Origin of the sequence: Arthrobacter mobilis (assembly GCF_012395835.1) — a bacterium.
Classification (GTDB): domain Bacteria; phylum Actinomycetota; class Actinomycetes; order Actinomycetales; family Micrococcaceae; genus Crystallibacter; species Crystallibacter mobilis.
The window spans coordinates 1-26997 of record NZ_JAAZSQ010000008.1 but is presented as its reverse complement, the minus strand read 5'-3'; the positions used below and the strand labels follow the sequence as shown (position 1 = coordinate 26997).

Below are 26997 nucleotides of genomic sequence, written 5' to 3'. Positions count from 1 at the left end.
CCGCCGTCGGTTGCCTGGGAGCCGCCTCAGGCCTGCACGGAGGCAGGTTCCTGTTCCCCGGCCGGCTGGACGGCGCCGGACGCCGGCCTGGTCCTGGGAATCAGCGCCACGGCGCCGGCGGCCAGGGCACCGACCAGGGCGAAGACGATGAAGTTCCACTCGAACGGCAGCTTGGCCGAGCCGATCCAGCCGCCGATCAACGGACCGGAGATGGCGCCGATGCGGGCGAAGCTCAGGGCCCAGCCGGTGGCCGTGGCGCGGGCATTGGCTGGGTAGTAGTCGGCAATGTAGCCGGTGAGCACCAGCGACGTCGAAATGGAGCCGATGCCGGCGAAGGCCACGAACAGCAGGTTCACCACGAGGTTGTTGGGGAACATCAGCAGCAGGATGCCGCCGGCGCCGAGCAGGTAGAACAGGACCAGGATCAGCTTCTGGCCGTAGCGGTCCGCCGCCCGGCCGAGCACCAGGCCGCCGGCGGCCGAGGCCAGGCTGAAGACCAGCAGGAAGGTCAGCGAGGAGCCCAGATCGTAGCCGGCCTGGCGCATGATGGCCGGCAGCCAGGTGTTCAGCCCGTAGACCAGCACCATGCCGCAGAACAGCGAGATCCAGAAGAACACCGTGGAGCGCAGGAACCGGCGCGAGAACATGGCGGCCAGCACCTGCGTCCAGGAGGCCTTGCGTTCCTGGACCTTCTGCGCCGGCGCAGCGGCCTGCGGGTCGAAGCCGGTGATGCCCAGGCGCGCCGCCAGCTGTCCGGCCTCGCGGTAGCGGCGCTTGGCCACCAGGTATTCGAGGGATTCGGGCAGGATCATCATGATCACCGGCAGCACGATGAGCGGCACCGCACCGGCGCCGATGACCCAGCGCCAGCCCAGGGTGGGCAGGACGGCCATGGCAACGAGCGCGGATGCGACAATGCCCAGCGAGTATCCGGAATACATCAGGCCGTAATTGAAGGAGCGCTTCTTCGGTGCCGAGTATTCGATGGTCAGGGCCGCGGCCACGGGGATGACGCCACCCATGCCGAGTCCGCCCAGGAAACGGAACAGCCCGAAGAGCTCGGGGGTCGGTGCGATGGCGGCGCCAAGCTGGGTAACGGTGAAGATCGCCATGGAGACCAGCAGCATTTTCCTGCGCCCGACCAGGTCGCTGGCGGTGCCGATGAACAGGGCACCGAAGAGCATGCCGACCAGGGCGTAGGCGCCCAGCCCGCCCAGCTGCAGGGGCGTGAGGTCCCAGGCCTTGTACTCGGCCAGGGCCGGCAGGACGGCGCCGAGCACGCCAACGTCGTAGCCTTCGGCCAGGATGGCCAGCCAGCAGGCGAACAGGACCGTGGACGTGGTGCGGCGCGGGACGTTCCACGCCGTCGGACTGGAGGTAGCCATTGTTTGCCTTACTCGTGAGGGTACGGGGGAGTGGTTGTGACCCGTGTCATATTATTTACTGATCTTGACGCCCGTTACAAGAGCTCGATAGAAATATCCTGCCGGGATACTGGTTCCAGGTTCCCGTTCGGCGAGGACTTGTCCACCGTAACGAGGCAGCGGATCCCGAAAAGCCGGAACATCAGCGATGCTTGCAACTTCAGAACCGCCGGTACGGCCGGCAGCCACCTTCCCGCCAGCGGGACCAAGTGCGAGGACACCCAATGATAGAACCAAACAGTGTTGCGGCCCTGGTCGGACGCACCCTTGCCGCGCTTGGTGCCGGCCATGCCTTCGGGGTGGTCGGCAGCGGCAACTTCGAGGTCACCAATGCGCTGCGCGCCGCCGGCGTGCCCTTCACTGCTGCCCGGCACGAGGGCGGTGCCGCCACCATGGCGGACGCGTATGCCCGGATGTCCGGCCGGCTGGGCATTGTCTCCGTGCACCAGGGCTGCGGACTGACCAATGCGGGCACCGGCATCGGCGAGGCGGCCAAGAGCCGCACCCCGCTGCTGGTGCTCGCCGCCGAAACCGCCGGCGCCGCAGTGCGTTCCAACTTCGCCATGGACCAGCCGGGCTTCGCGCGCAGCGTGGGGGCCGTCGCCGAGCGCGTGCACTCGGCCGCCAGCGCCGTCGACGATGTCGTGCGTGCCTACCGTACCGCTGTCAACGACCGGCGCACCGTGGTGCTGAACCTGCCGCTGAATGTCCAGGCGCTGCCTGCCCCGGAAGCTGCCGGAGCGGTGCGGCAGGTAGCCGTGCCGGCGCCGGTGCGGCCCGGCCGGTCCGCGGTCCTGGCGCTGGCGGAACTAATCGCCGCCGCCGAACGCCCGGTCTTCGTGGCCGGCCGCGGCGGCCGCGGTGCCCGGGAGCAGATCCTCGAGCTCGCTGCGCACACCGGCGCGCTGGTGGCCACCTCGGCGGTGGCGAAGGGCCTGTTCAACGGCGACGAGTTCAACCTGGGTATTTCCGGCGGGTTTTCCACGCCGCTGGCCGCCGAACTGATCAGCGGGGCCGACCTGGTGGTCGGCTTCGGCTGTGCGCTGAACATGTGGACCATGCGCCACGGCCGGCTGATCGGAACCGGGGCCAAGGTGGTGCAGGTGGATCTGGAGGATTCGGCCCTGGGCGCCAACCGCCCGGTGGACCTTGGCGTGCTCGGGGACAGCGCGGAGACGGCGTCCGCGGTGCTCGAGGAGCTGCGCGGCCGGGGCGGCGCCACCAGGTACCGCACCGAGGAGGTGCGGCGGCGGATCAAGGCCGAAGCCCGGTGGCAGGACGTGGCCATCGAGGACCTGTCGACGGCGAACGATTCGGGCCAGGGCCGGATCGACCCGCGCGTGCTCAGCGCCAGGCTGGACGCGCTGCTGCCTGCTGAACGGATTGTCTCCGTGGATTCGGGCAACTTCATGGGCTACCCCAGCCAGTACCTGGACGTGCCGGACGAGTTCGGCTTCTGCTTCACCCAGGCGTTCCAGTCCATCGGGCTGGGCCTTTACACGGCCATCGGTGCGGCGCTGGCCCGCCCGGACCGGCTGCCGGTGCTGGGCACCGGCGACGGCGGCTTCCTGATGGGCATTTCGGAGCTGGAGACAGCCGTTCGGCTGGGGCTGCCGCTGGTGTGCATCGTTTACAACGACGCCGCCTACGGCGCCGAGGTGCACCACTTTGGCGAGGCCGACGGGGCGGACATTCCGGATCTGTCCACCGTGACCTTCCCGGAGACCGACATCGCCGCGATTGCCCGCGGCTACGGGGCCGCCGGCGTGACAGTGCGGACCGAGGCGGACCTGGCCGGGGTGCGCGCCTGGCTGGAGGGGCCGCGGACCGCGCCGCTGGTGATCGACGCGAAGATCGCTTCCGACGGCGGCGCCTGGTGGCTGGCCGAGGCCTTCAAGGGGCACTGAGCCGGACCGGACCCCCGCGCATACCGCACAGGATATTGCGCGGACCGGCTAGCCTGCCGCTCGCTGCGGAAGCAAGAATCGATGCACAGACCCGTACCTGACGAAAGTGGGATGAAATGACCCAGGAAACAGCAAACACCCCCGCCGGCGGCACCGAAACCGGCCCCGTCGCCGGTTTCCTGGCTGCCTTGGCCGGCGGCGGGGTGGGGATCGTGGACCTGACCAACCGGCTCAGCGCCGAAACGCCTACCCTGCGCCTGCCGCAACCGTTCGCGAACCTGATCGACTTCAGCCTGGAGACGGTCAGCGAGTACAACGAGCCGGGCCCGTTCTGGAAGCACGCCAACATCCACACCGGTGAGCACATCGGCACGCACATCGACGCCCCGGTGCACTGGATCACCGGCCGGGACAGCCACGACGTCGCGGACATCCCGCTGCCGCGCCTGGCCGGCCCGGCGGTTGTCCTCGACTTCACGGAACAGGCCGCCGCCGACCCTGATTTCCTGCTTGAGGTGGAGCATGTCAAGGCCTGGCAGGCCGAACACGGGCCGCTGCCCGACGGCGGCTGGGTGCTCTACCGCACCGGCTGGGACCAGTTCGCCCAGGATCGGGAGAAGTTCCTGAACATCGACGAGAACGGCTCGCACACCCCCGGCGTCTCGGCAGCCTGCGCCAAGTGGCTCGCCGAGGAAACCGGCATTGCCGGCTTCGGCGTGGAGACGGTCGGCATCGACGCTGGCAACGCGGCCCTGCTGGATCCGCCCTTCCCGATGCACTATTACCTGCTCGGCGCCGACAAGTATGGGATCACCTCGCTGCAGAACCTGGCGCAGCTGCCTGCCCGCGGTGCCATGATCGTGGTCGCGCCGCTGCCGATCGTCGGCGGCAGCGGCAGCCCGGCCCGTGTGCTAGCCTTCGTGCCGAAGGTGCGCCAGCAGACGGAGGCCAGGTGAGGCCGCTTGCGGCCGCATCGATGCCCGACGGCGGCGCCCCGGTTCCATGACAGCGGAACCGGGGCGCCGCCGTCGGGCACACCCCGCTTCCCACAGGAGGACGAGTATGGAAACCCTCAACCAGCACCGGATTGCCCCGAGGACCTGCACAGCGTCATGCGCTGCTGGAGGGCCGGCATTGCCATCGTCACCTCGGCCGGTGTTGATGGGCGTCCGGCGGGGGCTGGTCAGCAACAGCGTCACCTCCGTATCCCTGCCGCCGCTGCTGGCGGCCTGGTGCGCGGACTGGCGGTGGACGGCGTTCGCGACCTGGAAAACCACCGAAGCGTTCGCCGTGCACGTACTCGCCGGGCCGCTAACCGTCCACGGGACGCCCACGTCGTGCGGTACAACAGGCCAAGGCGCGCGGTTAGCGCCAAAAAAGGGGTACCGGGTCGTCCCGGTACCCCGCTCTCTTGTTGCCGGATTGTCAGCGTTTAGTACCTGATGAAGACGTACCGGTGGTTGGTCGTGGTGCCTGTCGAAGCGGTCATAGCCGTCGTGGTCATACGAGAAGTACCAGTCATGGTCATGATGCCAGTCGCAATCGTCCCAGTGGTCATCGTCATCCCAATGGTTCCAATGCCCGTGGTGATGGTGCCAGCAGTGGTCCCAGTCGTCATCCCAGCCGTGGCCGTAGCCGCCTCCGGCGGCCACATTGACCGTCGCAGGCACAGTCGTGCCTGCACTGGCCGGCGCAGCCGCCCCGAGAACAGAGAGCAGACCCAGTATCGTGCCTGAAACCCAGACCAGCGGGCGCGCCGAAATTACGTCTTTCATGGTGATGGAACTTTCGCGAACCTTGGGTGCCCCTCGACGTGGCAGACACGTCCCCTAAGACAGGAGGAGTGGCCGGCGGGCCCCGGTTTCTCGTACCTGGCCGCTCCTTGGTTCCCAAGCCGTGCCTTGAGAGGGCTGCCCGGCCCATCACTACCGCACTTCTGAGGGTGCCGTCCCTCGGGGAGTCTTTCCTTCCCCATGCGTTGCACCGCGCCCCGACAGTGCACCTAAAACCCTGGGAGCAAAGGCCGGGGTCGTAACCCCGGTGCCGGGATTGAGCGTGCTGGTTTCGTAATCTCACCGATACGGATTCTTAACCTCGACGGCAGGCACGGCCTGTGGCGGACAGGGCAACAGGCCTAAGCCGGCAGGGGAGGCCAGTTCCTGAAGCCCTTCTGCCGGGGAGCAGCGTAGGTCCGGGCCTTCGGCGTGGACAATCCCATCCGGATGAGCGACCCGGCAGTCGTGACCGCGGTGGCCTCCGTGATATCAACCACGGGCACCTCCAGGATCCCTGCAGGCCCTCCCTGCCGTGCTCGCCATAGCTTGCCTGGATGGCGGGCGTCGAACGGCTCCGGACAGGCGCGGCCGGTCCCCATGACCGCCACGGCCCCCAGATAGCTCTCGTAGTTGCCTTCGACGGATTCCGCTCCGAACAACGGGGTCAGGGGCATGACCTCCGTCCCGGGAGAGGCGACCACAAGGATGCGCGTGGCGGGATAGCCTTTCGCCCGGGGAGCGGTGTTGCCGGGGTCCCTGCCGGACGGTCAGTGCTTCGGGGCGACGGCGATCGGCTCGCCGTCGACCGCGTTGAACGTCGCGTGGCGGTCTGAGATCAGCAGGTAGATCACTGCGGCCAGGATCGCGCCGACGAACCAGGAGAAGCCGGAGACGTAGGTGAATGCCGGGACGAGCGCCAGCACCAGGGCGACGACGGCGGCGGGTGTACCTGCGAGGACGGCCTTCCGGTTGACGCCGCGGGTGTAGGCGTATTCTCCGTCCGGGGACTCCGAGTAGAGGTCCGGGATGTTGACCTTGCCCTTCCGGAGCAGCCAGTAGTCGGCCATGATGACGCCGAACAGCGGGCCGAGGAGGGCGCCGAGGCCGCCGAGGAAGTACACGATGACCAGCGGCGAGTTGTACAGGTTCCATGGCAGGATGACCAGGCCGATCACGGCGCTGACGATGCCGGCCCGGCGGAAGTTCAGCCGGCGCGGGAACAGGTGGGAGAGTGTGTAGATGGGCGCCACGAAGTTGGCCATGAGGTTCACGGCGACCGTCAGGATGATCAGCGCGAGACAGGCCAGCACCAGCAGGAACGTGTTCGGGATGGCGTTGACGACGTCGGTGGGCGATTCGATGACCGTCCCGTCAATCTTGTACTGGGCGCCCGAGAGGACGATGACGATGGCGGCGAAGAAGAGCATGTTGATGGGGATGCCGAAGAAGTTGCCGCGCACCACCGACCGCTCGGAGGGGGCGCCGCGGGTAAAGTCGCAGAAGTTCAGCACGAACGTTCCGTAGATGACCACCCACAGGGCCGCGGACTGGAAGATCCGCACCCACATCTCGGCGCCGGTCAGGGACTCGGCGGTGGACCAGGCGATGGATCCGCCGGCCTCCACGAACATCCAGATGGCCAGGGACAGCATGGTGAGCAGGATGACCGGGCCGGCGAAGGCCTCGTACCTGCGGATCATCTCCATGCCGAAGCTGACGATGACAGTCTGGACGGCCCACAGCACCAGGAACGAGATCCAGCCCAGGGTCGAGAGGCCGAGGAAGGAGTTCGTGTCCAGCGGTGCCAGCGACGGGGCGAGGGCGAGGATCAGTACCCGCAGCACCATCGAGGCCAAATAGGTCTGGATGCCGAACCAGGCCACGGCCACGGCGCCGCGGATGATGGCGGGGATGTTGGAACCCCACACCCCGAACGCGATCCGGCTTATGACCGGGAACGGCACTCCCGTCCGCTCGCCCATGAACCCGGAAAGGTTCAGGAGCAGGAACAGTAGGATGGCGCCGAGGAGGAATGCCAGCATGATCTGCCAGGCGCCCAGCCCCAGGGCGAACAGGCCGATGGCGAACGCGTAGTTGCCCAGCGAGTGCACGTCGTTGGCCCACAGTGTGAAGATGCTGTAGGCGTGCCACGTGCGGCCCTTCCGGGTGGTGGGCGCCAGGTCCTCGTTGTAGAGCCGGGGGCTGATGCCCGCGGGCAACTGTTCCGGGACGGCCGGTTCTCCCCGCACGATCTCTTCGACCGCGGGGTCGCCGGTGCCCCACGGTTCCGGATCGATCAGGGGCGGATGGCCATGCTCGTCGTGCGAGCCGGGACCCTGCTGGTGGGACATGGTTCAGACCTTCCTGCGGCGGAGAATGGCGTGGCCCGGAGGCGGGCTGGCGTCCGTGGGGACTGTGCTGCCGGCTGGACAGGCCTTGGCCAAGGTCCGCGCCGCAGCTCAATTTCCATATTGTGAAAGACCAATTCCATTTGGCGAAACCATGTTATCTGTGGCGCAGATCACGGTCAAGAGCTTCCGGGCATGCATGGCGTTCAACCTGCGCCGCTGGTGCCCGTCCGGTCTCACTGTTCTCCGCGCCGGATGAGCCGCCCTCGGGGCGAGTTGAAGTCCACCACGGTGCCGCGCAGGTAGGTTTTGCGGACCTTCCCGGACAGTGCCTTGCCCTGGTAGGGCGTGATGGGGTTCTTGTGATGCAGCTTCCTGGCGTCCACCACGAATGCGTCGTCGGGCGCGAAGACCACCAGGTCGGCGTCGTAGCCCAGGGCCAGCTTGCCCTTGGAGCGCAGCCCGGCCCGCCGGGCGGGCCGCGTGGCCATCCACTCGACCACCCGTTCCAGGCCGATGCCGCGCCGGCGGGCCTCGGTCCAGATCAGGGACAGCCCGAGCTGCAGGGAAGACACGCCGCCCCAGGCCACCCCGAAGTCCCCGTTCCCGAGGTCCTTGAGGTCGAGCGTCGAGGGGGAGTGGTCCGAGACGATGAAGTCGATGGTCCCGTCGAGCAGCCCCTCCCAGAGCAGTTCCCGGTTGGCGACCTCCCGCACCGGCGGGCAGCACTTGAAGGCGGTGGCCCCGTTGGGCACTTCCTCGGCGAGCAGGGTCAGGTAGTGCGGGCAGGTCTCGACGGTGATGTCCAGGCCATCGCGCTTTGCGGTGGCGAGCATGGACAAGGCATCCGAGGAAGACAGGTGCAGGATGTGGGAGCGGGCGCCGGTCCAGCGGGTGCGCTCGATGACCTCGGCGATGGCCAGGTTTTCGGCGCCCCGCGGACGCGATTTCAGGAAGTTCGCGTAGACGTCCCCCTCCGGGTGCGGGGCCCGGTCGATGGCCCGGGAGTCCTCGGCATGCACGATCAACAGGGAGTCGAAGGTCTTGATCTCCGCCAGGTCCTCCTCCATCTCGTCGGCCTCCAGATGCGGGAACTCGTCCACGCCCGAGTGGAGCAGGAAGCACTTGAAGCCGAAGACCCCTTCGTCGTGCAGTTCGCGCAGGTGGGCCTTGTTGCCGGGAACCGCCCCGCCCCAAAAGCCGACGTCCACGAAGACGTTGTCCCGGGCGAAGAGCCGCTTGTACTCCAAAGCCGGCACGTTCACCGTGGCCGGGATCGAGTTGAGCGGCATGTCGAGGACCGTGGTCACCCCGCCCGCGGCCGCGGCGCGCGTGGCGGAGGCGAAGCCTTCCCACTCGGTGCGGCCCGGCTCGTTGATGTGCACGTGGGTGTCGACCAACCCCGGGAGCAGGAACTCGTCGTCGGCCAGTTCCACCACCTCGCGCCCGCGCAGACCGGCCCCGAGGGGCTCGATGGCCACGATCCTGCCGTTGCGCACACCGACCTCCCGGGGCGAGAACACGTCTCCGCACGAGACGTTCCGGCCCCGCAGCACGAGATCGAACCCGCGGCGGTCCCCGCCGAAGGCACCGTCGTCGCCGGTACCGGTGGGCGGGGAGTCGACGGCATCGTCGCCGAGCCCGTGTTCCCGCTTGTACTCGGCGATGAGGCGGCGGATGCGTCCGGGGTCGTTGACGTCCTCGCTGACCTCGAGCTTGTAGGCCTGTTCAGACTCGTAGGCGCCCTGCGCCTCGGCGGGCTTGGTCGCGGAGCGGGCCGAGTCCTCCTTGGCGGTCTCCGCCGGGATCCCGGGCGTGGTCCGGGGCTGCCCGGCGGCGTCCGTGGCGCCCTCACTGGGGTCCTTCTTCTCCGTCATCGGATTCCCTCCTGCATGTCCGCACCGGCATCGGCCGGTGCGTCGTCGGTTGTGTTCTTCGGCCGGACGAGCTCCGGGAGGTCCTGGGCGGGTTGGGCGCCCACGTGCCTGAGCAGCCGTCCGGCTCAGGCGAGCTTCATCTGCCGGTGGACGTCCTTGTAGAGCAAGTACCGGAAGCGGCCGGGTCCGCCTGCGTAGCAGGCCTGCGGGCAGAAGGCCCGCAGCCACATGAAGTCCCCGGCCTCCACCTCGACCCAGTCCTGGTTGAGCCGGTAAACGGCCTTTCCTTCGAGCACGTAGAGACCGTGCTCCATGACGTGGGTCTCCGCGAACGGGATCACCCCGCCCGGCTCGAAGGTGACGATCGTGACGTGCATGTCGTGCCGGACGTCGTCCGGGTCGACAAACCGCGTCGTCGCCCACCGGCCGTTGGTGCCCGGCATGGGTGTCGGTTCGACGTCCTGCTCGTTGGCCACGACCGGCTCCGGCACTTCGATGCCCCGGACGTACTCGTAGGCCTTGCGGATCCAGTGGAAGCGGGCGGGCTCGCCGCCATGGTTGCGCACCGTCCACTCGCTCTCCGGCGGCAGGTACGCGTAGCCCCCCGGGACGAGCTCGTGCTCCTCGCCCTCGAGGGTCAGGGTGAGGGCGCCCTCCATGAGGAAGAGGACGCCCTCGACGCCGGAGGCGGTCTCGGGCCGGTCGCTGCCCCCGCCGGGGCCGACCTCCATGATGTACTGCGAGAATGTTTCGGCGAAGCCGGAGAGCGGGCGTGCGAGCACCCAGAGCCGGGTGTCATCCCAGAACGGGAGCCGGCTGGTCACAATGTCGCGCATGGTCCCGCGGGGGATCACCGCGTACGCCTCCGTGAACATCGCCCGGTCGGTGAGCAGATCGGTCTGGGGTGGATGACCGCCGTGCGGGGCGGAGTAGGTGCGTTCGGTCATGTCAGTTGCCTTCGGGGGAACGGGGGATCCGGGGGCGCAGCTGGGGATGGGCGAGGGGGGGAACAGGTCCCGCTCGCCCGGCCGGTGCTGGACCGCCCGGGCAGGACCCCGGTCTCCGCGTGGGAAGCGCTCACTTCGTCCCCAGTACGTTGAGAGCCGCCTTCTCCAGCAGGTCATAGGCGGGCAGGGTCAGGAAATCGACATACTCCTCGCCGAGGACGAGGTCGGCGATCAGGCCGGCGGCGGGTTCGAAGAACTGCTCGAAGGACGTGGCGTCCACCTCCCCGCGCAGCACCTCCTTTTGCCGCTCCAGCTCCTCGGCGACCAGCTCGCGGGTGGCCATGTTGCCGGTGTCCTCGTAGACCACGCCGTTCCTGATCTGCTGCCAGACCTGGGAGCGGGAGATCTCTGCGGTCGCGGCGTCCTCCATCAGGTTGTGGATGGCTACGGCGCCGTTGCCCGACAGCCACACGGCGGTGTAACGGATGGCGACGTAGAGGTTGAGGGCCAGTTCCTTCTGCGTGCGCACGCTGCCGGCGCTGGGGACATCGAGCAGCTGCTCGGCGGTGACCTGGACCTCCTCACGCAGGCGGTCCACCTGGTTGGGCTTCCCGGCGAGCACCTCGTCGAAGACCTCCCGGCAAATCGGCACGAGGTCCGGGTGGGCCACCCAGGAGCCGTCGAAGCCGTCGGTGGCCTCGCGGGTCTTGTCGGCGCGCACCTTGGCGAACGCGGCCTCGGTGATCTCGGGCTCGCGGCGGTTGGGGATGAACGCGGCCATGCCGCCCATGGCGAAGGCGCCGCGGCGGTGGCAGCTCTTCACCAGCAATTCGGTGTACGCGCGCATCAGCGGGGCAGTCATGGTGATGGTGGAACGGTCCGCCAGGACGAACTTCGCGCCCGCGTCGCGGAAGTACTTGATGATGCTGAACAGGTAGTCCCAGCGCCCGGCATTAAGTCCGGAGGCATGCTCGCGCAGCTCGTAGAGGATCTCCTCCATCTGGAACGCGGCGGGGACCGTCTCGATGAGCACGGTGGCGCGGACGGTGCCGTGCTCGATCCCGAGATACTCCTCTGCGAAGGTGAACACGTCGTTCCACAGCCGGGCCTCGAGGTGGGACTCCAGCTTCGGCAGGTAGTAGTACGGGCCGTGGCCGTTGGCCAGCAGCAGCTTGGCGGTGTGGAAGAAATGCAGACCGAAGTCCACGAGCGAGCCCGAGGCCGGCGCGCCGTTCACGATCACGTTGTACTCCGGCAGATGCCAGCCGCGGGGGCGGGTGACCACGACGGCCAGCGGCGCGTCCTGCCGCAAGGCGTAGCTCTTGCCCTCGGGGGAAGTGTAGCTGAGGGTGCCCAGGGCGGCGTCGCGCAGGTTGAGGATGCCGTCCACCTGGTTGTGCCAGGAGGGGCTCGCGGCGTCCTCCAGATCCGCCAGCCACACTTTCGCCCCGGAGTTCAGGGCGTTGATCGCCATCTTCGCGGGCGTGGCCGGGCCGGTAATCTCCACCCGCCGGTCCTGCAGGGCCGGCGGTGCCGGGGCGACCTTCCACTCGCTCCCGCGGATTTCGCGGGTCTGGGGAAGGAAGTCGAGGAAGCCGTCCGAGGCTGCCTTCCGGCGTGCGGTGACCCGCTCGCCCAGCAGCTCCTCGCGGCGGCCGGCGAAGTTCCGGTGCAGGGCCTCGACGAAGGCAAGGGCCTCGTCGGTGAGGATCCCGCCCGCGCGGTCCAATCCGGCCGGGGTGGTGAACTCGAGTGTCATGGTGCAGCTCCCTCTGTTGCGGTACTTGTTCCGGGCGCCCGTGGGATGGTTATTTCTGTTTGGCCAGGTGTGCCGTTGTTCCGCGGCATGGTGCCTTCTTCCGGCCACGGCCTGCGGGACGCCGGGGGCGATGCAGCTTCGTCCAGCGCCTGCACCGTACTGTCCGGCCTGGTGATCTGGTGCCGCCTTGTGGTTGGCATGCAGAAAATGTACCGCCTCGGGTTCAGGCGGGTCACCAGTGCCGCTGCACAAAAGGGGCCTGCCATAATTCGGCATTTCGAAGCCGACGTCGTGCGGAACAAAAAACGGCGGCGCCGGCACCCGGGTGCCGGCGCCGCCGCGGCACGGATCCTCCCGCCGTCGTCCGCCCCTTGCCCTCGTTTACATTGCCGAAACACTGCGGTGACGCACTCTTTACGCGACCGCTTTTTCGGTAACTTGCCCGCAATCTGTCCCTGCGTCGGCTGAAACATGGATCGGTGAACCTTGATGGCGGACACGCGGCCGGCAGCAACAGGGCCCGTCGTGACGTAGAGGACGGGAAGGGACGCGCAGGTGCAACTGACTGCGGCAAATGTCTGGATGATGGTTTCGGCGGCGCTCTGCCTGCTCATGACGCCCGCGCTGGCCGTTTTCTATGGCGGCATGACCCGGGCGAAAGCCGCGCTGAACATGATCATGATGAGCGTCGTCTCCGCAGGCATCGTGGGTGTCGTGTGGATCCTCTGGGGTTACTCCATGATCAGCGGCGACAGCGTTGACGGCCTCTTCGGCAGCCCGTTCACCAGCTTCGGGCTGTCCAACCTCATCGGCTCGCCCGACCTCATCCAGGCGGGCTACAGCGCCACGTTCGCCATGGTCACCGTGGCCCTGATCAGCGGTGCCATTGCCGACCGGGCGAAATTCGGCGCCTGGGCCATCTTCGTCCCGCTCTGGGTCACTCTTGTGTACTGCCCGCTCGCCTTCATGGTCTGGGGCGGCGGGCTGCTGAGCCCGGGCGGAGCCCTCAGTTCGGTTTTCGGCCAGGTCATCGACTTCGCCGGCGGCACCGTCGTCGAAATCAGCGCCGGCGTGGCCGGGCTGGTCCTGGCCCTGATCCTTGGCAAGCGCCACGGCTTCGGCAGGGATCCCGGCCACCGCCCGCACAACCTGCCCTTCGTCATGCTCGGCACAGGCCTCCTGTGGTTCGGCTGGTTCGGCTTCAATGCCGGAGCCGCCGCCACCGCGGAGCAGGCCGGCCTGATCTGGATCAACACCGTAGCTGCTCCGGCGGCAGCCATGCTCGGCTGGCTGGCCACGGAAAAGATCCGCGACGGCCACCCCACGTCCCTGGGGGCGGCATCGGGAGTCATCGCCGGCCTGGTCGCGATCACGCCCTCCTGCGCCGACGTCAGCCCTGTTGGTGCCCTGGGCCTGGGCGCGGTGGCCGGTGTCGTTTCAGCCCTGGCCGTCGGCCTGAAGTACCGGTTCGGTTTCGACGATTCGCTCGACGTCGTCGGTGTCCACCTGGTAGCCGGGCTCGTCGGCACCCTGGCCCTGGGCTTCATCGCCCTGCCCGTGGACGGCCACGGTGGAGGGCTCTTCTACGGCGGCGGTTTCCAGCAGCTGGTGGCCCAGGTGGTCGCAGTCCTCGTCACCCTTGTCCTGGCCGGCCTGGTGACCGCGGTCATCGGCCTGGCCATCCACAGGACCATTGGTTTCCGGGTCAGCCGCGAGGACGAGATCGCCGGCGTCGATGTGTCCGAACACGCCGAGACTGCCTATGAATTCGGCGGGTTGGGCCAGGGCCGGTTCAATGCCGCCCACGTCCGGCACGGGACCGGCGCGCGGCAGCGGGACTGACGGGAGAGCCCGCGGACGGGCTACCCGCCGGCGGCCGCGTCCCGTCCGCCGTTCTTCCGTTCCGCCAGCGGCTCCGGGTGCAGGAACGCCTCGGCCAGCACCGGGGCGGCGAGCTGGACCTGCCAGCGCCGGGCTCCGAGCCCGGCCAGCTCGGCGGCGAGGGATTCCTCGGTGACCGGGGCCGGCGGCCGCCAGGCCAGGCGGCGCAGGTAGTCCGGGGTCAGCAGGTTTTCCACCGGCAGGTTGAGCCGTTCGGCCAGGGCGGCGAGCCGGGGCCTGGCGGTCTGCAGGCGGGCGGCCGCTGCGGGGTCTTTTTCCGCCCACACGCGCGGCGGCGGCGGAGCGTTCGTGGCCACATGCAGCGGCGGCAGGTCGGTGAGCTGGCTGGCTGCGGCAATGCAGCGCAGCCAGCGCGGCGCCTCGCGCTTGGCCGCCCGGCCGTGGAAGCCGTTGACGGCCAGCAGCTGGGGCACGGTGGCCGGCATGGCCCGGGCAGCGGCCACGATGGCGGAATCCGGAATCAGCCGGCCGGGGGCGACGTCGCGCTTGGCCGCCAGCTGTTCGCGCTCGAGCCAGAGTTCGCGGGCGGCCGCCAGCTGGCGGCGGTCGCGGATCTGGTGCAGACCCGAGGTGCGCCGCCACGGATCGGTCCGGGGGGCTGCCGGGGGAGCGGTGCGCAGGGCCTCGAATTCCTCTTCGGCATAGCCGAGCTTGCCGTCCTCCTCCAGCTTGGCGATCAGGGCCGTGCGCAGCTCGGGGAGGACTTCGACGTCGAGGGCTGCGTAGCGCAGCCAGGGTTCGGGCAGCGGGCGGGTGGACCAGTCGGCCGCGGAGTGTTCCTTGGCCAGGGTGAAGCCGAGCATGCTCTCGATCACGGCGGCCAGGCCCACGCGGGGCAGTCCGGCCAGGCGCGCCGCCAGTTCGGTATCGAAGAGCTTGTCCGGGTTCATGCCCAGCTCGCGCAGGCAGGGCAGATCCTGGGTGGCGGCGTGCAGGATCCATTCGACGCCCGCCAGGGCTTCGTTGATCATGCCCAGGTCGCCGAAGGGCTCGGGGTCGATCAACCACGTCCCGGCACCTTCGCGGCGGATCTGCACCAGGAAGGCACGCTGGCCGTAGCGGAAGCCGGAGGCCCGCTCGGCGTCCACGCCGGCCGGCCCGCTGCCGGCGGCGATGGCCTCGGCTGCGCGTTCCAGGCCGCCGGGGGTATTGACCACCAGGGGAATGCCGTCGCGCGGTTCGTCGAGGACGGCCAGGACCGGGGCGGCCGTTTCCGGATCCGCTGCCGGGGTGTTCCCACCCGCTCCGTCGTTGGGCTGGGCAGGGGAATCCGAGGTCACAAAAGTCATGGTTCTTCCAGTTTAAGCCACCGCACGTCGCAGCCGCCGCCGGCCTTAGTGCCGCCGCAGCGGCAGGGACAGGACGCCGTCGGGCAGCGGCGGCAGGCCGGCGAAGCTGCAGACCATTTCGGACCAGGCTTCCAGGTGCGACTGCACGTCCGCCGAATCCGGTGTCCAGGACGCGCGCAGCTCGATGTCGACCGAGTCCTGGCTGCCGGCCATGGTGCCGAAGCTTTGGGAGAGGATGCGGGTGGCGGTGCCGCCGGCGTTGCGGTAGCCGGTGCAGTGGTTCTCCAGTGCCTCGACCAGCCAGGCCCAGGCCACCGATCCGAGGAGCTCGTCCTTGCCGATGTCCGCCTCCAGCTCGGCCCGGATGTAGGTGACGATCCGGAAGGTGCCGCCCCAGACATCCCGGCCGGCGGGGTCATACAGCAGGATGAACCGGCCGGTGGCCAGCTCCGTCTCGGGTTCCCCGGCCAGCCCTGAGGCGCTGCCGGTCACCACCGCTTCCAGTGCCACCGCGTAGGGAGCCAGCTTGGCGGGCGCCGGCAGCTCGGCAAGGTTCAGCTCGGGGCGGCACTGTGCCCGGCGCAGTGCCGTCAGCGCCGTCAGGAATTCCGCGGGGGCTGCGGACAGGTCACCGGTCGAACTCACTGGGCCAGCTTAAGACGGGCCCGGTGCGGCCGGCGGCAGGCTCGCCGGTCACATCCGGACAATTCCCAGACAGCTCACCGGCGGTATCCAGCGAGCTCCTCGCGGATGGCTTCGGCGAAGGCATCCACGTCCTCCTCGGTCGTATCGAAGGAGCACATCCAGCGCACTTCGCCCTTGGCGGCGTCCCAGTCGTAGAAGCGGAACTTCTCCCGCAGCCGGTCCGCCGCACCGGGCGGGAGGGCGGCGAAGACCGCGTTGGCCTCGGTGGCCTGGGTGATGGACAGCCCGTCGAGGCCCTCCACGGCGGCGCGCAGCCGGGCAGCCATGGCGTTGGCATGCGAGGCCGAGCGCAGCCACAGGTCGCCCTCGTAGAGGGCGACCAGCTGGGCCGAGACAAAGCGCATCTTCGAGGCCAGCTGCATGTTCATCTTGCGCAGGTACGTCAGCTGCGCCGCGGTCTGCTGGTCGAAGACGACGACCGCCTCGCCGAACATCAGTCCGTTCTTGGTGCCGCCGAGGCTGAGCACGTCCACTCCGGCATCGCGGGTGAAGCCGCGCAGCGGCAGTCCGAGCGCCGCGGCGGCGTTGGACAGCCGGGCCCCGTCCAGGTGCAGCTTCATGCCGCGGGCATGGACATGGTCGGCGATGGAGCGGATTTCCTCCACCGTGTACAGCGTGCCCAGTTCCGTGGACTGGGTAATGGAGACGGCCAGCGGCTGCGCGCGGTGCTCGTTGCCCCAGCCCCAGGCCTCCCGGTCGATCAGCTCGGGGGTGAGCTTGCCGTCCTCGGTCGGTACGGCGAGCAGCTTCATGCCGCCCACCCGCTCCGGTGCGCCGTTTTCGTCCACGTTGATATGGGAGGTGGCGGCGCAGATGACCGCGCCCCAGCGTGGCAGCAGGGACATCAGGGCGGTGACGTTCGCCCCGGTGCCGTTGAACACCGGGAAGGTTTCCGCGCCGGGTCCGAAGTGGCCGGCCATGACCTGCTGCAGGCGCCCGGTGTAGACGTCCTCGCCGTAGGAGACCTGGTGGCCGCCGTTGGCGTTGGCCAGGGCTTCGAGGATTTCCGGGTGTACGCCGGAGTAGTTGTCCGAGGCGAAGCCGCGCAGTGCGGGGTCGTGCAGGGGAGCGTCGTGCAGGGGAGTGGACAGCGGGGTGGAAATCATTGCGTCAGTCACGGGTTAAGTATCTCGTATCCTTTGAAACGGGTCGGGGCTCAGGCCAGCTTCCGCCGGCTGCCGTTCAGCCCGGCGGCATCGGTGGTGAACAGGTCCCGCACCGCTTCCGCGAGGTCATCGACGTCGGTGAAGCCATCGAAGCTGCGCTCCGGGTCGGCGGCGCGCATCCCGGCGTCCACCAGCGCCTTGACCACGAAGACGACGGCGGCCGAGCGCAGGCTGCCAGCGGCGCCGTCGTTGCCGGGGACGGTCTGGTCCTTGCGGAAGCCCTGGGCGACGGCGCGCATCCAGGTCTCGGCCGCGGCCTTGGCCGCGGCGTAGTTGGCGCCGCCGGCGGTGGGCGAGTCCACGGCGGTGGCGGAGACGATCGCGGCCCGGCCGCGCGGGGAGGCCACCAGGTCCGGGTAGAAGCTGCGGGTGGTGTTGCGCAGGGTGGTCACGATGTTCCGCTGCAGGAAGTTCCAGTCCTCGTCGGTCTGGCCGGCAATTCCTTTGCCGCCGCGCCAGCCGCCGACCAGGTGGATCAGTCCGTCCACCGGCCCCTGCTCGGCACGGACCGCGGCGGCCAGCTGTGCCACGGCCTCCGGATCCGCCAGGTCGCAGCGGTAGGTGGCCACGCCTGGTTGTGCCGTGCCGTCGTCAGCGCCGAAGGCCTTTTTGAGGTGATCGTCGTTGCTGCCGACGGCGACGACGGCGGCCCCGGCCGCGGTGAGTGCGGCAGCCACCGCGACACCGGAGGCGCCGGTGGCGCCGGCAACCACCACGCGCACGCCGGCCAGGGGCCCGCTCATGCTGCGGAGCCGTTCCCGGCAGGGGCTGCCGCGCTGTCCGTGCTGCCGGTGATGCCTGCGGTGGATTCGATCACCGGGCGCAGCTTCCTGGCCAGGGCCTCGTAGAACATGGACAGCGGGAATTCGTCGTCCAGGACCTGGTCGGTGATCTCGCGGGGCAGGCCGGTCAGCGGCAGGGCCTCCGGTCCCTTGGCCCAGACGGAGGCCGGGTGCGGGGTGAGGGTCCTGGTGAGCATTTCGTAGGCCGCGAGCCAGTGGGCCACCTTGGGCCGGTCGATGGAGCGCCAGTAGAGGTCATCGATCTGCCGGCCCAGGGCGATCACGACCTCCGGCACCAGGTCCCAGTCGATGGAGAGCTTGCCGTCGGTCCAGTGCAGGACCCGGTGCTGGTGCATCCAGGCGAAGAGCAGCTGGCCGCCCAGTCCATCGTAGTTGCGCACCCGGTTGCCGGTGATGGCAAAGCGGAAGATGCGGTCGAAGATGACCGCGTACTGGACCAGTGCGGCATGCCGGCGCGCTGCTTCCGGCGCACCGGCGTCGTGCTGGATGCGCACCGCCTCGCGGAAGGCGGTCAGGTCGCAGCGCAGTTCCTCGAGCGAGTAGAGGAAGTAGGGCATGCGCTGCTTGATCATGAACGGGTCGAAGGGCAGGTCCCCCCGCATGTGGGTGCGGTCGTGGATCAGGTCCCACATCACGAAGGTCTCTTCGGCCAGCTGCTGGTTCTCGAGCAGGGCTGCGGCGTCCTGGGGCAGGTCGAGCGAGGTGATGCCGGCGGCGGCGCGGAGCACGCGGCGGAAACGGGCTGCCTCGCGGTCGGCGAAGATGGCGCCCCAGGTGAAGGCCGGCGTCTCGCGCATGGCCACGGTCTCCGGGAAGAGCACGGCGGAGTTGGTGTCGTAGCCGGCGGTGAAGTCCAGGAAACGGATCGGCACGAACAGCTTGTTGGAGTAGTCCCCTGCTTCCAGTTCGGCGATGAACCCGGGCCAGATGACCTCCACGAGCACGGCCTCGACGAGGCGGTCCGGGCTGCCGTTCTGCGTGTACATGGGGAAGACCACCAGGTGCACCAGGCCGTTTTCGCGGTCCAGCTGCGGCTGGAAGGCGGTGAGCGAGTCGAGGAAGTCCGGGACACCGAAGCCGCCGGCGGCCCACCGCCCGAAGTCCTTGACCAGCGCGGCCAGGTAGGCGGCGTCGTGCGGCAGCAGCGGGGACAGTTCCCCGATGGCACCCACGATGGTGTCCACGTGTCCGGCTGCCTCGGCGCGGCCGGCCTCTTCCGGGACGGAGCCGTCGTGGACCTGCAGCGGCTGGATGGCGGTGGCGGCAGCCTTCAGGCGCAGCCAGGCCGGGTGGACGGCGATGCCGGAGGCGGCCGAAGCAAGCGGGGAGCGCGCGGCGGTGGTGCCGGAACCGTCGGCGGTGATGGTCATGGTGCCCAACCTTTCTCGTGCCCGGGTGGAGCCGGGAATCTGTACTGGAGTTCTGGCACCGAGCGTAGCAACACAAAAGCTGCTCTTACCTCAAAATAAAACCAAAGTAAGAAACTCTTAGCCTCGAAGGTGGCGGCCGCAGGACATGCAGAAGCCCGGCTCTCGCTGGCCGGGCTTCTGCATGGTGATGGGTTGTGCGGTGGCCGGCTGGCGCAGACAGGCAGTATTCGCCGGCCGGTTTGTGGGAGGGGCGGGGGTGTTTCCCTTACTCCTCGGTGGGGACCAGGGTCAGGGAAATCGAGTTGATGCAGTAGCGCTGGTCGGTGGGCGTGGGGTAGCCCTCGCCTTCGAAGACGTGGCCCAGGTGCGAATCGCACGCCGCGCAGCGGACCTCGATGCGCTCCATGCCCAGGGTGCTGTCGCGCAGGTAGCGGACCCGTCCCTCGGCCAGCGGCGCAAAGAAGGACGGCCAGCCGCAGTGCGAGTCGAACTTCTCCTTGCTGGTGAACAGTTCGGTGCCGCAGGCCCGGCACTTGTACACGCCGGCGGTGTGGGTGTCCCAGTACTTGCCGGTGTAGGGGCGCTCGGTGCCGGCCTGCCGCAGGACATGGTATTCCTCCGGCGTGAGCTCCCGGCGCCATTCCTCGTCGGTCCTGGACACGGGGGCCGGGATGCTGGTTTCGCTCTTCTCGCTCATGTTTCGTTCAACGCTCAGGAGTCCCCGATGTATCCCGTGCCGGAATACAGGTGCAGGACCGGGATGCCCAGCTTCTCCTGGGCACGGTTGGCCCAGTCCCGGTGGAAGGTGTCCTCGATCGCGTGCGGAGTGGTGATGACCACCGCACGGGTCACCTCGTGGTTCTTGACGTAGTCCACCAGCGCGGTGACGCCGTCGTCGCCGACGACCTCCACGCTCCCGGGCAGACCCGCCCGGACCAGGGCCTCGGCGGAGATCCGCCTTGCTTCATCGGCCGCCAGCCGGGCTTCCTCCGGCTTGGGCTGGCCGTGGAGCAGCTCGCGGAAGGCCCGGGCCACCTCGAGCATGCTCAGCCGGTCCAGGAAGTCCAGGACCAGGTTGCGCCGGGTGTCCTCGGGAATCAGGACGCTGAACGTTGTTTCGTCGCCGGCCAGCAGCTGCAGGTTCTGCACGTCTGCTTCGTTCAGCGGTTCCTCGGTGAGCACCACGACCGTTTCACTCATGCGCCCAGAGTAGCCAGCCCGCGGGCACCGGACAACAGGGCCGGTGCCCGCGCTCCCGCCGGGGTCCGGCAGCGCCGATGAGGTATGAATAGTGCTATGGATCTGTTCGGTGTACCGCCAGTGAACAGCATTGAAGCCGCGCCGGCCGCCGGCAGGACCGTGACGCTGCCCTGGACCCGCTGGGCACTGCTGGGGGCGGCCGGCGGGGCGGCGGCCGGCTCGCTGGTGGCCGGGGCCACCTCCGGGCTGGCCTCCTATTTTGCCCGCCAGGTGCTCACCCCGGCGCGGGTCCGGCCGCAGGATCTGGCCATCCTGGCCGTGACCGGCTCCGGCGCGGAGCGGGAAATCATCCTGCCGGCCACCGCGGAAACCACAGCTCCCGGCGTATACAGCGTCTATTTCGACGGCGGTGCCGGGCACGCCCGGGTCGGGGAGGTCACTTCCTATTCCCCGCGCGAGCGCACGGTGCAGCGGAAGGTGGAACGCGTCTATTCCGGAGACCTGTCCCGGGCCGTGCGCGGCTGGTGGGGCGGCTCGGCGTATCCGGACCCGGCTGCCGCCGGGCTGCCCAGCGAGGAGGTTCGGATCGCCGTCGAAGGCGGGGAAGCGCCGGCGTGGCTGGTCCCGGCGGAGCACGACGGACGGACCTGGGCCATCATGGTCCACGGCCGCGGTGCCACCCGCACGGAGGGCCTGCGCGCGGTTCCCGCGGCCCGCAGGCTGGGACTGGCGTCGCTGCTGATTTCCTACCGCAACGACGGCGAGGCCCCGCATGCCCCGGACCGCCGGTACGGGCTGGGCATGACCGAATGGCGCGACGTGGAGGCGGCCATCGGCTTCGCCTTGGCACGGGGGGCCGAGGACGTGGTGCTCTTCGGTTGGTCCATGGGAGCGGCGGTGAGCCTGCAGGCGGCGGACCAGTCGGTGTACCGGGACCGGATCCGGGCGCTGGTGCTGGACGCGCCGGTGATCAACTGGATCGACGTGCTGGCCTACCAGGCGAGGCTGAACCGGATCCCGGAGACGGTGGGGCGTTTCTCGCAGTGGCTGATCTCGAACCGCGCCGGCCGGCTGCTCACCGGCCTGGCGGCGCCGGTGGACCTGAAAATGATGGACTGGGTTTCGCGCTCGGACCACCTGGCGGTGCCGACCCTGATCCTGCACAGTGAGCTCGACGACTTTGTCCCGTACGGACCGTCGGCCGAACTGGCCGAGCGGAACCCGGAGCTGGTGACCTTCGAGAGGTTCTCCAGCCCCGGGCACACCAAGGAGTGGAACGTGGAGCCCGAACGCTGGGAACGCGTGGTGGCCGGGTGGCTGAGCCAGGTGCTCCGGCGTCCGTCCGCGTAGCTGTACCGGGGCAGGCCGTCCCTTACAGGTCCGGGCGGCCGGCCATGGCCGAGGAGGCCTGGGCGTGCTCGCGGCGGGGGATGCGCCCGGCGCCCGCGGCGAGCCGGCCGGCGACGACGGCGTGCCGGAACGCCGCGGCCATCCGCACCGGATCCTGAGCCCGGGTCACCGCAGTGGCCAGCAGCACGGCGTCGCAGCCCAGCTCCATGGCCAGGGCGGCGTCCGAGGCGGTGCCGATGCCGGCGTCGAGCACCACCGGCACGCCGGCCCGGGAGACGATCAGTTCGATATTGTGCGGGTTCAGGATGCCCAGGCCGGTGCCGATCGGCGCGCCGAGGGGCATCACGGCTGCCGCGCCGAGCTGCTCCAGCCGCAGGGCCAGCACCGGGTCGTCGTTGGTGTAGGCGAAGACCTTGAAGCCGCGGGCCACCAGCTGCTCGGTAGCTTCCACCAGTTCCACGGCGTCCGGCAGCAGCGTGTGCTCGTCGGCGATCACCTCCAGCTTCACCCAGTCGGTCTCCAGCGCTTCCCGGGCCAGCTCGGCCGTGAGCACCGCTTCCCGGGCGGTGAAGCAGCCGGCGGTGTTGGGCAGTACCCGGATGCCCTTGTCCAGCAGCAGCGCAAAGAGTGAGTCCCCGGCCGCAGGACTGTAGCGGCGCATTGCCACCGTGGTCAGTTCCGTGCCGGAGGCTTCCAGTGCCGCGCCGAGCCCGTCCAGGCTCGGGGCGCCGCCGGTGCCCATGATCAGCCGGGAATCCAGCGCCACACCGTCGATGATCAGCGGATCGTTGCCCATGCGTCAGCCTCCCTGGACCGCGTTGAGAATTTCGATGTCGTCACCCTCGGCCAGGACGGTGGCGGACCAGCTGCGGCGCGGGACGACCTCGGAGTTGCGCGCCACGGCCACGCCCAGCCGCGCCCCGTCCGCGGGCAGGCCGTCGGCTGTGAACTGCCGTCCGGTCACTTCCGCGACCAGGTCGGTGAGGGTCTGCCCGGCGGCTAACGGGCGCCGGCTGCCGTTGAGGTTGATGGCTGTCATGGTTGGCTCTTTCCAGTGGGGATGAGGGAAAAACGGTCGGGCCGGAACCGGTCCCAGCGTCCGTCGGCGCCGCCGTCCAGCAGACCGCGGCAGATCTGCGCGGCAACGGGGGCCAGCAGCACGCCGTGGCGGAAGAAACCGGTGGCGACGATCAGGCCGGGAATATCGGCGCCGCCGGGAGCTGCCACCCGGCCGAGCAGCGGAGCATTGTCCGGCGTGCCCGGCCGGGCCCGCGCCGTCGTCTCGAACAGCTCCAGTTCGGCGACGGCGGGCACCAGCACCTGGGCATCGCGCAGCAGTTGGTACGTGCCGCCCGCGGATACCGCGGCGGAACCGTCCTCCCGCTGGGTGGCGCCGAGCACGACGGTGCCGTCCTCGCGGGGCACCAGGTAGACCGGCAGGCCGCGGACCAGGCCCCGGACGGTATTGGTCAGCAGCGGCCGCAGGTGCTGCGGAACGCGCAGCCGCAGAATATCGCCGTAGACCGGCCGCAGCGGCAGGCGCAGCCCCTGCGGCAGTCCGGCCAGTCGAGCGGCCCCCAGCCCATTGGCCAGCACCACTTCCGCGGCACGCACCATGCTGCCGTCGGCCAGTTCGACGCCGGTAACCGCCGAGGTGCTGTCCGCCGGGTCCGCGTGCAGCAGTCCGGCGGCGCGCCCGCGCTGCAGCCAGCCGGTCCAGCCCTGCTGCTCCGCGTGCGCGGCCAGCGCCGACTGCAGGGCGGCGGCGAGCACCCGCGGATCCACCTGGTGGTCCTGTTCGATGCTGAAGGCGCAGGACAGCTGGGGGCCGAGCAGCGGTTCGAGGGAACGTGCCCGGCGGATGGTGAACGGTTCCACGGCCAGTCCGTGCCGCAGCTGCAGCTGCCGCAGGTCGGCCAGGGCGGCCCGGTCCGCCGCGTCGGCGCCGACCACCAGCGTCCGGGTGGCCCGGTAGCCGGTGGGACCGGCGAGCGAACCGGCGAACTCCGGGTAGAGCCGGGCCGAGGCGAGGGTGAGCTCGAGCAGCTCTTCTTCCTGGTAGTGCAGTTCGCTGACCGGGGCGAGCATGCCGGCGGCGGCGTAGGTGGCTCCGCCGGCGGGGTCCGGATCGATTACCCGGACGGTGCGCCCGGAGCGTGCCGCCTCCCAGGCAATCGCGAGGCCGACAATGCCGGCACCAACGACGGCGACATCGGTGTCGGGGCCAAGAGCCCCGGAGTGTTCAGGCAAAGTTGCTCGTTCCTTCCCTACGCCGGTACTAACCGGATCAGGTCAAGCGGTCGGCGCCGTACGCCCTCTCAGCCCGCGTCGTTCCGACGGCCGGGCTCCCGCAGTCGGATTCCACCTTAGCAGTTGCCGGATCCAGCCAACGCGTGGCTGCCCGGCCTCCGGCTAAGCTGGGAGGCATGCCGATTGGATCCGCCCAGCTGTACCTGTGCACCGATGCCCGCGCCCGCCAGGGCGACTTTGCCGACTTCGTCGACGCTGCCTTTGCCGGCGGCGTCGACATTATCCAGCTGCGGGACAAGAACATCGAGGCCGCCGAGGAACTCGAACTGCTGGCAGTCCTCGCCGGCGCCGCCCGGAGCCATGAAAAGCTCTGGGCCGTCAATGACCGGGCCGATATCGCCGTGCTCTCCGGCGCCCCGGTCTTCCACGTCGGCCAGAAGGACCTGCCGCTGGCCGCGGCGCGCTCGCTGACCGGCAGCGGTGTGAAGATCGGCCTGTCCACGCACAGCACGGAGCAGGTCGCCGCGGCGGTGGCCGAGCCCGGACTGGACTATTTCTGCACCGGCCCGGTGTGGGCCACGCCCACCAAGCCCGGACGCACCGCCGTCGGCCTGGAACTGGTCAAGGAAGCCGCCGCGCAGGTGCATGCGGCCGGCAGCACGCGGCCCTGGTTCGCCATCGGCGGCATCGACCTGTCCAATGTCGAGCAGGTAGTCGAGGCCGGAGCGGCCCGGATCGTCGTCGTCCGCGCGATCACCGAGGCGCAGGATCCGGCCGAGGCAGCCCGCCGGCTGCGCGCGGCCCTGCCGCCGCTGCCTGCAGCGGGCAACTGACCGGAAGGCCGGGGACGCGTGCCAGCGGGACGCATCCCCGGCCCCGTGCTTAGGTGCGCGGCATGGCCGGCTCGGGGAGGTAGACCTTGGCGCCGGCGGCCAGGAATTCGGCGGATTTCGCGTTCATGCCCGCGATCGCTTCCTGCTCTGCCGCGCCGCCGAACTGGTCGCGGATGTCCTGCGAGATCCGCATGGAGCAGAACTTCGGCCCGCACATGGAGCAGAAATGCGCGGTTTTGGCCGGCTCGGCAGGCAGCGTCTCGTCGTGGAACGCCTCCGCCGTATCCGGGTCCAGGGACAGTGCGAACTGGTCCCGCCACCGGAACTCGAACCGCGCCTTGGACAGCGCATCGTCGCGTTCGTGTGCCCCCGGGTGGCCCTTGGCCAGGTCCGCGGCATGGGCGGCGATCTTGTAGGTGATCACGCCGGTCTTCACATCGTCCTTGTTGGGCAGGCCAAGATGTTCCTTGGGGGTGACGTAGCAGAGCATGGCCGTGCCGTAGCGGGCGATTTCGGTGGCGCCGATGGCGGAGGTGATGTGGTCATAGCCCGGGGCCACGTCGGTCACCAGCGGGCCGAGGGTGTAGAACGGGGCCCCGTCGCAAAGTTCCTGCTGGCGTTCCACGTTCTCCCGGACCAGGTGGAACGGAATGTGCCCGGGGCCCTCCACCATCACCTGGACGTCGTGTTGCCAGGCGCGCCTGGTCAGCTCGGCGAGCGTATCCAGTTCGGCGAACTGGGCGGCGTCGTTCGCATCGGCAATCGAGCCCGGGCGCAGGCCGTCGCCGAGGGAAAACGCGACGTCGTACCGGGCGAAGATCCCGCACAGCTCGTCGAAGTGCGTGTAGAGGAAGTTCTCCTGATGGTGGGCCAGGCACCAGCCGGCCATGATGGATCCGCCGCGCGAGACGATGCCGGTGACGCGGTTGGCCGTCAGCGGCACGTAGCGCAGCAGCACGCCGGCATGGACGGTCATGTAGTCCACGCCCTGCTCGCACTGTTCGATGACGGTGTCCCGGAAGATTTCCCAGGTCAGCTCGTTGGCCTGGCCGTTCACTTTCTCCAGCGCCTGGTAGATCGGGACCGTGCCGATCGGCACCGGTGAATTGCGGAGGATCCACTCGCGGGTGGTGTGGATGTCGTCCCCGGTGGACAGGTCCATGACGGTGTCGGCACCCCACCGGGTCGCCCACTGGAGCTTGTCGACTTCCTCGGCAATGGAGCTGGTGACCGCGGAGTTGCCGATGTTCGCGTTGATCTTGACCAGGAACGCCTTGCCGATGATCATCGGCTCGGACTCGGGGTGGTTGATGTTCGCCGGGATGATGGCCCGGCCCGCCGCCAGTTCGGACCGGACCAGCTCGACGTCGCAGTTCTCGCGCAGGGCGACGAACTTCATTTCCTCGGTCACCAGGCCTCGCCGGGCGTAGTGCATCTGGGTCACGGTCCTGCCGGGGGCAGCCCGGCGCGGCGCGGGCTTGGCGCCCCGCCACTCCGCGGAGGCAGCACCGCGGCGAACCGCGGAGCGGCCGTCGTCCAGGAGGTTGCGGCGCCGGCCCGCATACGCCTCGGTGTCACCGCGGCCGGCGATCCACGCCGCACGCAGCGGCGGCAGTCCGCGGACCGGATCGCTGCCCGGCCCGGCCGTGCGGTAGACGCGCAGCGGGGGATTCTTGTCGCCGTTGGGCGAATCCGCCAGGGCAATTTCGGTCACCGGGACCCGGATGCCCGGCTCCCGGCCGGTGACGTACTGCAGAGAGTGGGCAGGATGGAACGAATCGTTCATGATGGGTACTCACTTCCTTCGCCGGCATTACCCGGACAGGTTCGACGGTCGCAGGCTGCCTCAGCCCGATCTCAGCCCCTGCATTAGGGCTCCCGTGTGGATGCCCACGACCCTAGCATGTGCGGCGGCCGGAGCGTGATTCGACGAAGGAAGCGGAACTTTCAGGGCGTCGCGCCTCCCCGCTGCTCGCTTCGCTCGCGGCGGGATCCTCGGAAGAGAGCAGCCAGGGGTCCCCGTGCGCGAAGCGTGCGGGGCAGGCTGCGAACGCTAGCTGTACTGACCACGGACATTGGTGATACCCGGCGT

The 26997-nt window shown here is 69.3% G+C and carries 21 protein-coding genes, 1 pseudogene and 2 riboswitches; of the genes and pseudogenes, 5 read left to right on the top strand and 17 right to left on the bottom strand.

What is annotated here, in order from left to right:
• Nucleotides 1–26: 26 nt before the first annotated feature.
• The gene (locus HGG74_RS09965) at nucleotides 27–1385 is read right to left on the bottom strand and encodes an MFS transporter (RefSeq protein WP_168486207.1); all 1359 of its coding nucleotides are present in this window, start codon (nucleotides 1383–1385) and stop codon (nucleotides 27–29) included.
• 263 nt (nucleotides 1386–1648) lie between these two features.
• Between HGG74_RS09965 and HGG74_RS09960 the strand changes: the two genes are divergently transcribed.
• Both HGG74_RS09960 and HGG74_RS09955 read left to right on the top strand, forming a co-directional pair.
• A complete protein-coding gene (locus HGG74_RS09960; RefSeq protein WP_168486206.1) occupies nucleotides 1649–3331 on the top strand; it encodes a thiamine pyrophosphate-binding protein in 1683 nt (560 codons plus the stop codon).
• A 116-nt stretch (nucleotides 3332–3447) separates the two neighbouring features.
• The gene (locus tag HGG74_RS09955; protein WP_168486205.1) at nucleotides 3448–4287 is read left to right on the top strand and encodes a cyclase family protein; all 840 of its coding nucleotides are present in this window, start codon (nucleotides 3448–3450) and stop codon (nucleotides 4285–4287) included.
• A gap of 1283 nt (nucleotides 4288–5570) precedes the next feature.
• On the opposite strand, the pseudogene HGG74_RS22250 reads toward HGG74_RS09955, so the two are convergent.
• The 5 genes and pseudogenes from HGG74_RS22250 to aceB form a co-directional block, all read right to left on the bottom strand.
• Nucleotides 5571–5804: pseudogene (locus HGG74_RS22250) on the bottom strand (aspartate/glutamate racemase family protein); the annotation flags it as partial.
• Between the two features lie 69 nt (nucleotides 5805–5873).
• Nucleotides 5874–7457, bottom strand: coding sequence for an NCS1 family nucleobase:cation symporter-1 (locus HGG74_RS09945; RefSeq protein WP_168486204.1), 1584 nt, complete (start codon nucleotides 7455–7457; stop codon nucleotides 5874–5876).
• A 233-nt stretch (nucleotides 7458–7690) separates the two neighbouring features.
• A complete protein-coding gene (gene allB / locus HGG74_RS09940; protein ID WP_246262807.1) occupies nucleotides 7691–9331 on the bottom strand; it encodes an allantoinase AllB in 1641 nt (546 codons plus the stop codon).
• Between the two features lie 125 nt (nucleotides 9332–9456).
• Complete coding sequence (locus HGG74_RS09935) at nucleotides 9457–10278, bottom strand: bifunctional allantoicase/(S)-ureidoglycine aminohydrolase (protein ID WP_168486203.1); 822 nt, start codon at nucleotides 10276–10278, stop codon at nucleotides 9457–9459.
• Nucleotides 10279–10408: 130 nt separating this feature from the next.
• Nucleotides 10409–12037, bottom strand: coding sequence for a malate synthase A (gene aceB / locus HGG74_RS09930; protein ID WP_168486202.1), 1629 nt, complete (start codon nucleotides 12035–12037; stop codon nucleotides 10409–10411).
• A 555-nt stretch (nucleotides 12038–12592) separates the two neighbouring features.
• Between aceB and HGG74_RS09925 the strand changes: the two genes are divergently transcribed.
• A complete protein-coding gene (locus HGG74_RS09925; RefSeq protein WP_312856807.1) occupies nucleotides 12593–13879 on the top strand; it encodes an ammonium transporter in 1287 nt (428 codons plus the stop codon).
• A 20-nt stretch (nucleotides 13880–13899) separates the two neighbouring features.
• Here the strand turns inward: HGG74_RS09925 and HGG74_RS09920 are convergent, their stop codons facing one another.
• The 7 genes from HGG74_RS09920 to HGG74_RS09890 all read right to left on the bottom strand — a co-directional run bounded on the left by HGG74_RS09920 (nucleotide 13900) and on the right by HGG74_RS09890 (nucleotide 20472).
• The gene (locus HGG74_RS09920) at nucleotides 13900–15228 is read right to left on the bottom strand and encodes an HRDC domain-containing protein (RefSeq protein ID WP_168486201.1); all 1329 of its coding nucleotides are present in this window, start codon (nucleotides 15226–15228) and stop codon (nucleotides 13900–13902) included.
• A gap of 45 nt (nucleotides 15229–15273) precedes the next feature.
• Nucleotides 15274–15873 (bottom strand): DUF3000 domain-containing protein, encoded by a 600-nt coding sequence (locus tag HGG74_RS09915; protein WP_168486200.1) that lies wholly within the window; start codon nucleotides 15871–15873, stop codon nucleotides 15274–15276.
• 74 nt (nucleotides 15874–15947) lie between these two features.
• Nucleotides 15948–17039: a threonine aldolase family protein gene (locus HGG74_RS09910; RefSeq protein WP_168486323.1), complete on the bottom strand. Its 1092-nt coding sequence runs from the start codon at nucleotides 17037–17039 to the stop codon at nucleotides 15948–15950.
• Nucleotides 17040–17089: 50 nt separating this feature from the next.
• Nucleotides 17090–17842 (bottom strand): SDR family NAD(P)-dependent oxidoreductase, encoded by a 753-nt coding sequence (locus HGG74_RS09905; RefSeq protein WP_168486199.1) that lies wholly within the window; start codon nucleotides 17840–17842, stop codon nucleotides 17090–17092.
• A complete protein-coding gene (locus HGG74_RS09900; RefSeq protein ID WP_168486198.1) occupies nucleotides 17839–19272 on the bottom strand; it encodes a DUF6421 family protein in 1434 nt (477 codons plus the stop codon). Before HGG74_RS09900 ends, HGG74_RS09905 begins: the two co-directional genes overlap by 4 nt.
• 265 nt (nucleotides 19273–19537) lie before the next feature.
• Nucleotides 19538–19969, bottom strand: a complete 432-nt coding sequence (msrB, locus tag HGG74_RS09895; RefSeq protein ID WP_168486197.1) for a peptide-methionine (R)-S-oxide reductase MsrB — start codon at nucleotides 19967–19969, stop codon at nucleotides 19538–19540.
• A gap of 14 nt (nucleotides 19970–19983) precedes the next feature.
• Nucleotides 19984–20472, bottom strand: a complete 489-nt coding sequence (locus tag HGG74_RS09890) for a hypothetical protein (protein ID WP_168486196.1) — start codon at nucleotides 20470–20472, stop codon at nucleotides 19984–19986.
• A gap of 96 nt (nucleotides 20473–20568) precedes the next feature.
• Between HGG74_RS09890 and HGG74_RS09885 the strand changes: the two genes are divergently transcribed.
• Nucleotides 20569–21822 (top strand): alpha/beta hydrolase family protein, encoded by a 1254-nt coding sequence (locus HGG74_RS09885; RefSeq protein WP_168486195.1) that lies wholly within the window; start codon nucleotides 20569–20571, stop codon nucleotides 21820–21822.
• 22 nt (nucleotides 21823–21844) lie between these two features.
• Here HGG74_RS09885 and HGG74_RS09880 read toward each other — a convergent pair whose 3' ends face one another.
• The 3 genes from HGG74_RS09880 to thiO all read right to left on the bottom strand — a co-directional run bounded on the left by HGG74_RS09880 (nucleotide 21845) and on the right by thiO (nucleotide 24072).
• Entirely contained in the window at nucleotides 21845–22618 is a 774-nt protein-coding gene (locus HGG74_RS09880; protein ID WP_168486194.1) for a thiazole synthase, read from the bottom strand.
• Between the two features lie 3 nt (nucleotides 22619–22621).
• Nucleotides 22622–22861, bottom strand: coding sequence for a sulfur carrier protein ThiS (thiS, locus tag HGG74_RS09875; RefSeq protein WP_168486193.1), 240 nt, complete (start codon nucleotides 22859–22861; stop codon nucleotides 22622–22624).
• Nucleotides 22858–24072 carry a glycine oxidase ThiO gene (gene thiO, locus HGG74_RS09870; protein ID WP_168486192.1) on the bottom strand — a complete coding sequence of 405 codons (1215 nt, stop codon included), beginning with the start codon at nucleotides 24070–24072 and terminating at the stop codon, nucleotides 22858–22860. The genes thiS and thiO overlap by 4 nt, the downstream gene beginning before the upstream one ends.
• A riboswitch (TPP riboswitch) is annotated at nucleotides 24070–24184 on the bottom strand. It overlaps the preceding gene by 3 nt.
• A 64-nt stretch (nucleotides 24185–24248) precedes the next feature.
• Between thiO and thiE the strand changes: the two genes are divergently transcribed.
• A complete protein-coding gene (gene thiE / locus HGG74_RS09865) occupies nucleotides 24249–24905 on the top strand; it encodes a thiamine phosphate synthase (protein ID WP_168486191.1) in 657 nt (218 codons plus the stop codon).
• A 49-nt stretch (nucleotides 24906–24954) separates the two neighbouring features.
• Here the strand turns inward: thiE and thiC are convergent, their stop codons facing one another.
• Complete coding sequence (thiC, locus tag HGG74_RS09860) at nucleotides 24955–26691, bottom strand: phosphomethylpyrimidine synthase ThiC (protein WP_168486190.1); 1737 nt, start codon at nucleotides 26689–26691, stop codon at nucleotides 24955–24957.
• Nucleotides 26688–26797: riboswitch (TPP riboswitch) on the bottom strand. Its footprint overlaps the gene before it by 4 nt.
• Nucleotides 26798–26997 lie beyond the last annotated feature (200 nt).

Coding starts and splice junctions, on each gene's coding strand:
- HGG74_RS09965 (WP_168486207.1), bottom strand. CDS start 1,385: ATGGCTACCTCCAGTCCGACGGCGTGGAACGTCCCGCGCCGCACCACG.
- HGG74_RS09960 (WP_168486206.1), top strand. CDS start 1,649: ATGATAGAACCAAACAGTGTTGCGGCCCTGGTCGGACGCACCCTTGCC.
- HGG74_RS09955 (WP_168486205.1), top strand. CDS start 3,448: ATGACCCAGGAAACAGCAAACACCCCCGCCGGCGGCACCGAAACCGGC.
- HGG74_RS09945 (WP_168486204.1), bottom strand. CDS start 7,457: ATGTCCCACCAGCAGGGTCCCGGCTCGCACGACGAGCATGGCCATCCG.
- allB (WP_246262807.1), bottom strand. CDS start 9,331: ATGACGGAGAAGAAGGACCCCAGTGAGGGCGCCACGGACGCCGCCGGG.
- HGG74_RS09935 (WP_168486203.1), bottom strand. CDS start 10,278: ATGACCGAACGCACCTACTCCGCCCCGCACGGCGGTCATCCACCCCAG.
- aceB (WP_168486202.1), bottom strand. CDS start 12,037: ATGACACTCGAGTTCACCACCCCGGCCGGATTGGACCGCGCGGGCGGG.
- HGG74_RS09920 (WP_168486201.1), bottom strand. CDS start 15,228: ATGACTTTTGTGACCTCGGATTCCCCTGCCCAGCCCAACGACGGAGCG.
- HGG74_RS09910 (WP_168486323.1), bottom strand. CDS start 17,039: ATGATTTCCACCCCGCTGTCCACTCCCCTGCACGACGCTCCCCTGCAC.
- HGG74_RS09905 (WP_168486199.1), bottom strand. CDS start 17,842: ATGAGCGGGCCCCTGGCCGGCGTGCGCGTGGTGGTTGCCGGCGCCACC.
- HGG74_RS09900 (WP_168486198.1), bottom strand. CDS start 19,272: ATGACCATCACCGCCGACGGTTCCGGCACCACCGCCGCGCGCTCCCCG.
- msrB (WP_168486197.1), bottom strand. CDS start 19,969: ATGAGCGAGAAGAGCGAAACCAGCATCCCGGCCCCCGTGTCCAGGACC.
- HGG74_RS09890 (WP_168486196.1), bottom strand. CDS start 20,472: ATGAGTGAAACGGTCGTGGTGCTCACCGAGGAACCGCTGAACGAAGCA.
- HGG74_RS09885 (WP_168486195.1), top strand. CDS start 20,569: ATGGATCTGTTCGGTGTACCGCCAGTGAACAGCATTGAAGCCGCGCCG.
- HGG74_RS09880 (WP_168486194.1), bottom strand. CDS start 22,618: ATGGGCAACGATCCGCTGATCATCGACGGTGTGGCGCTGGATTCCCGG.
- thiS (WP_168486193.1), bottom strand. CDS start 22,861: ATGACAGCCATCAACCTCAACGGCAGCCGGCGCCCGTTAGCCGCCGGG.
- thiE (WP_168486191.1), top strand. CDS start 24,249: ATGCCGATTGGATCCGCCCAGCTGTACCTGTGCACCGATGCCCGCGCC.
- thiC (WP_168486190.1), bottom strand. CDS start 26,691: ATGAACGATTCGTTCCATCCTGCCCACTCTCTGCAGTACGTCACCGGC.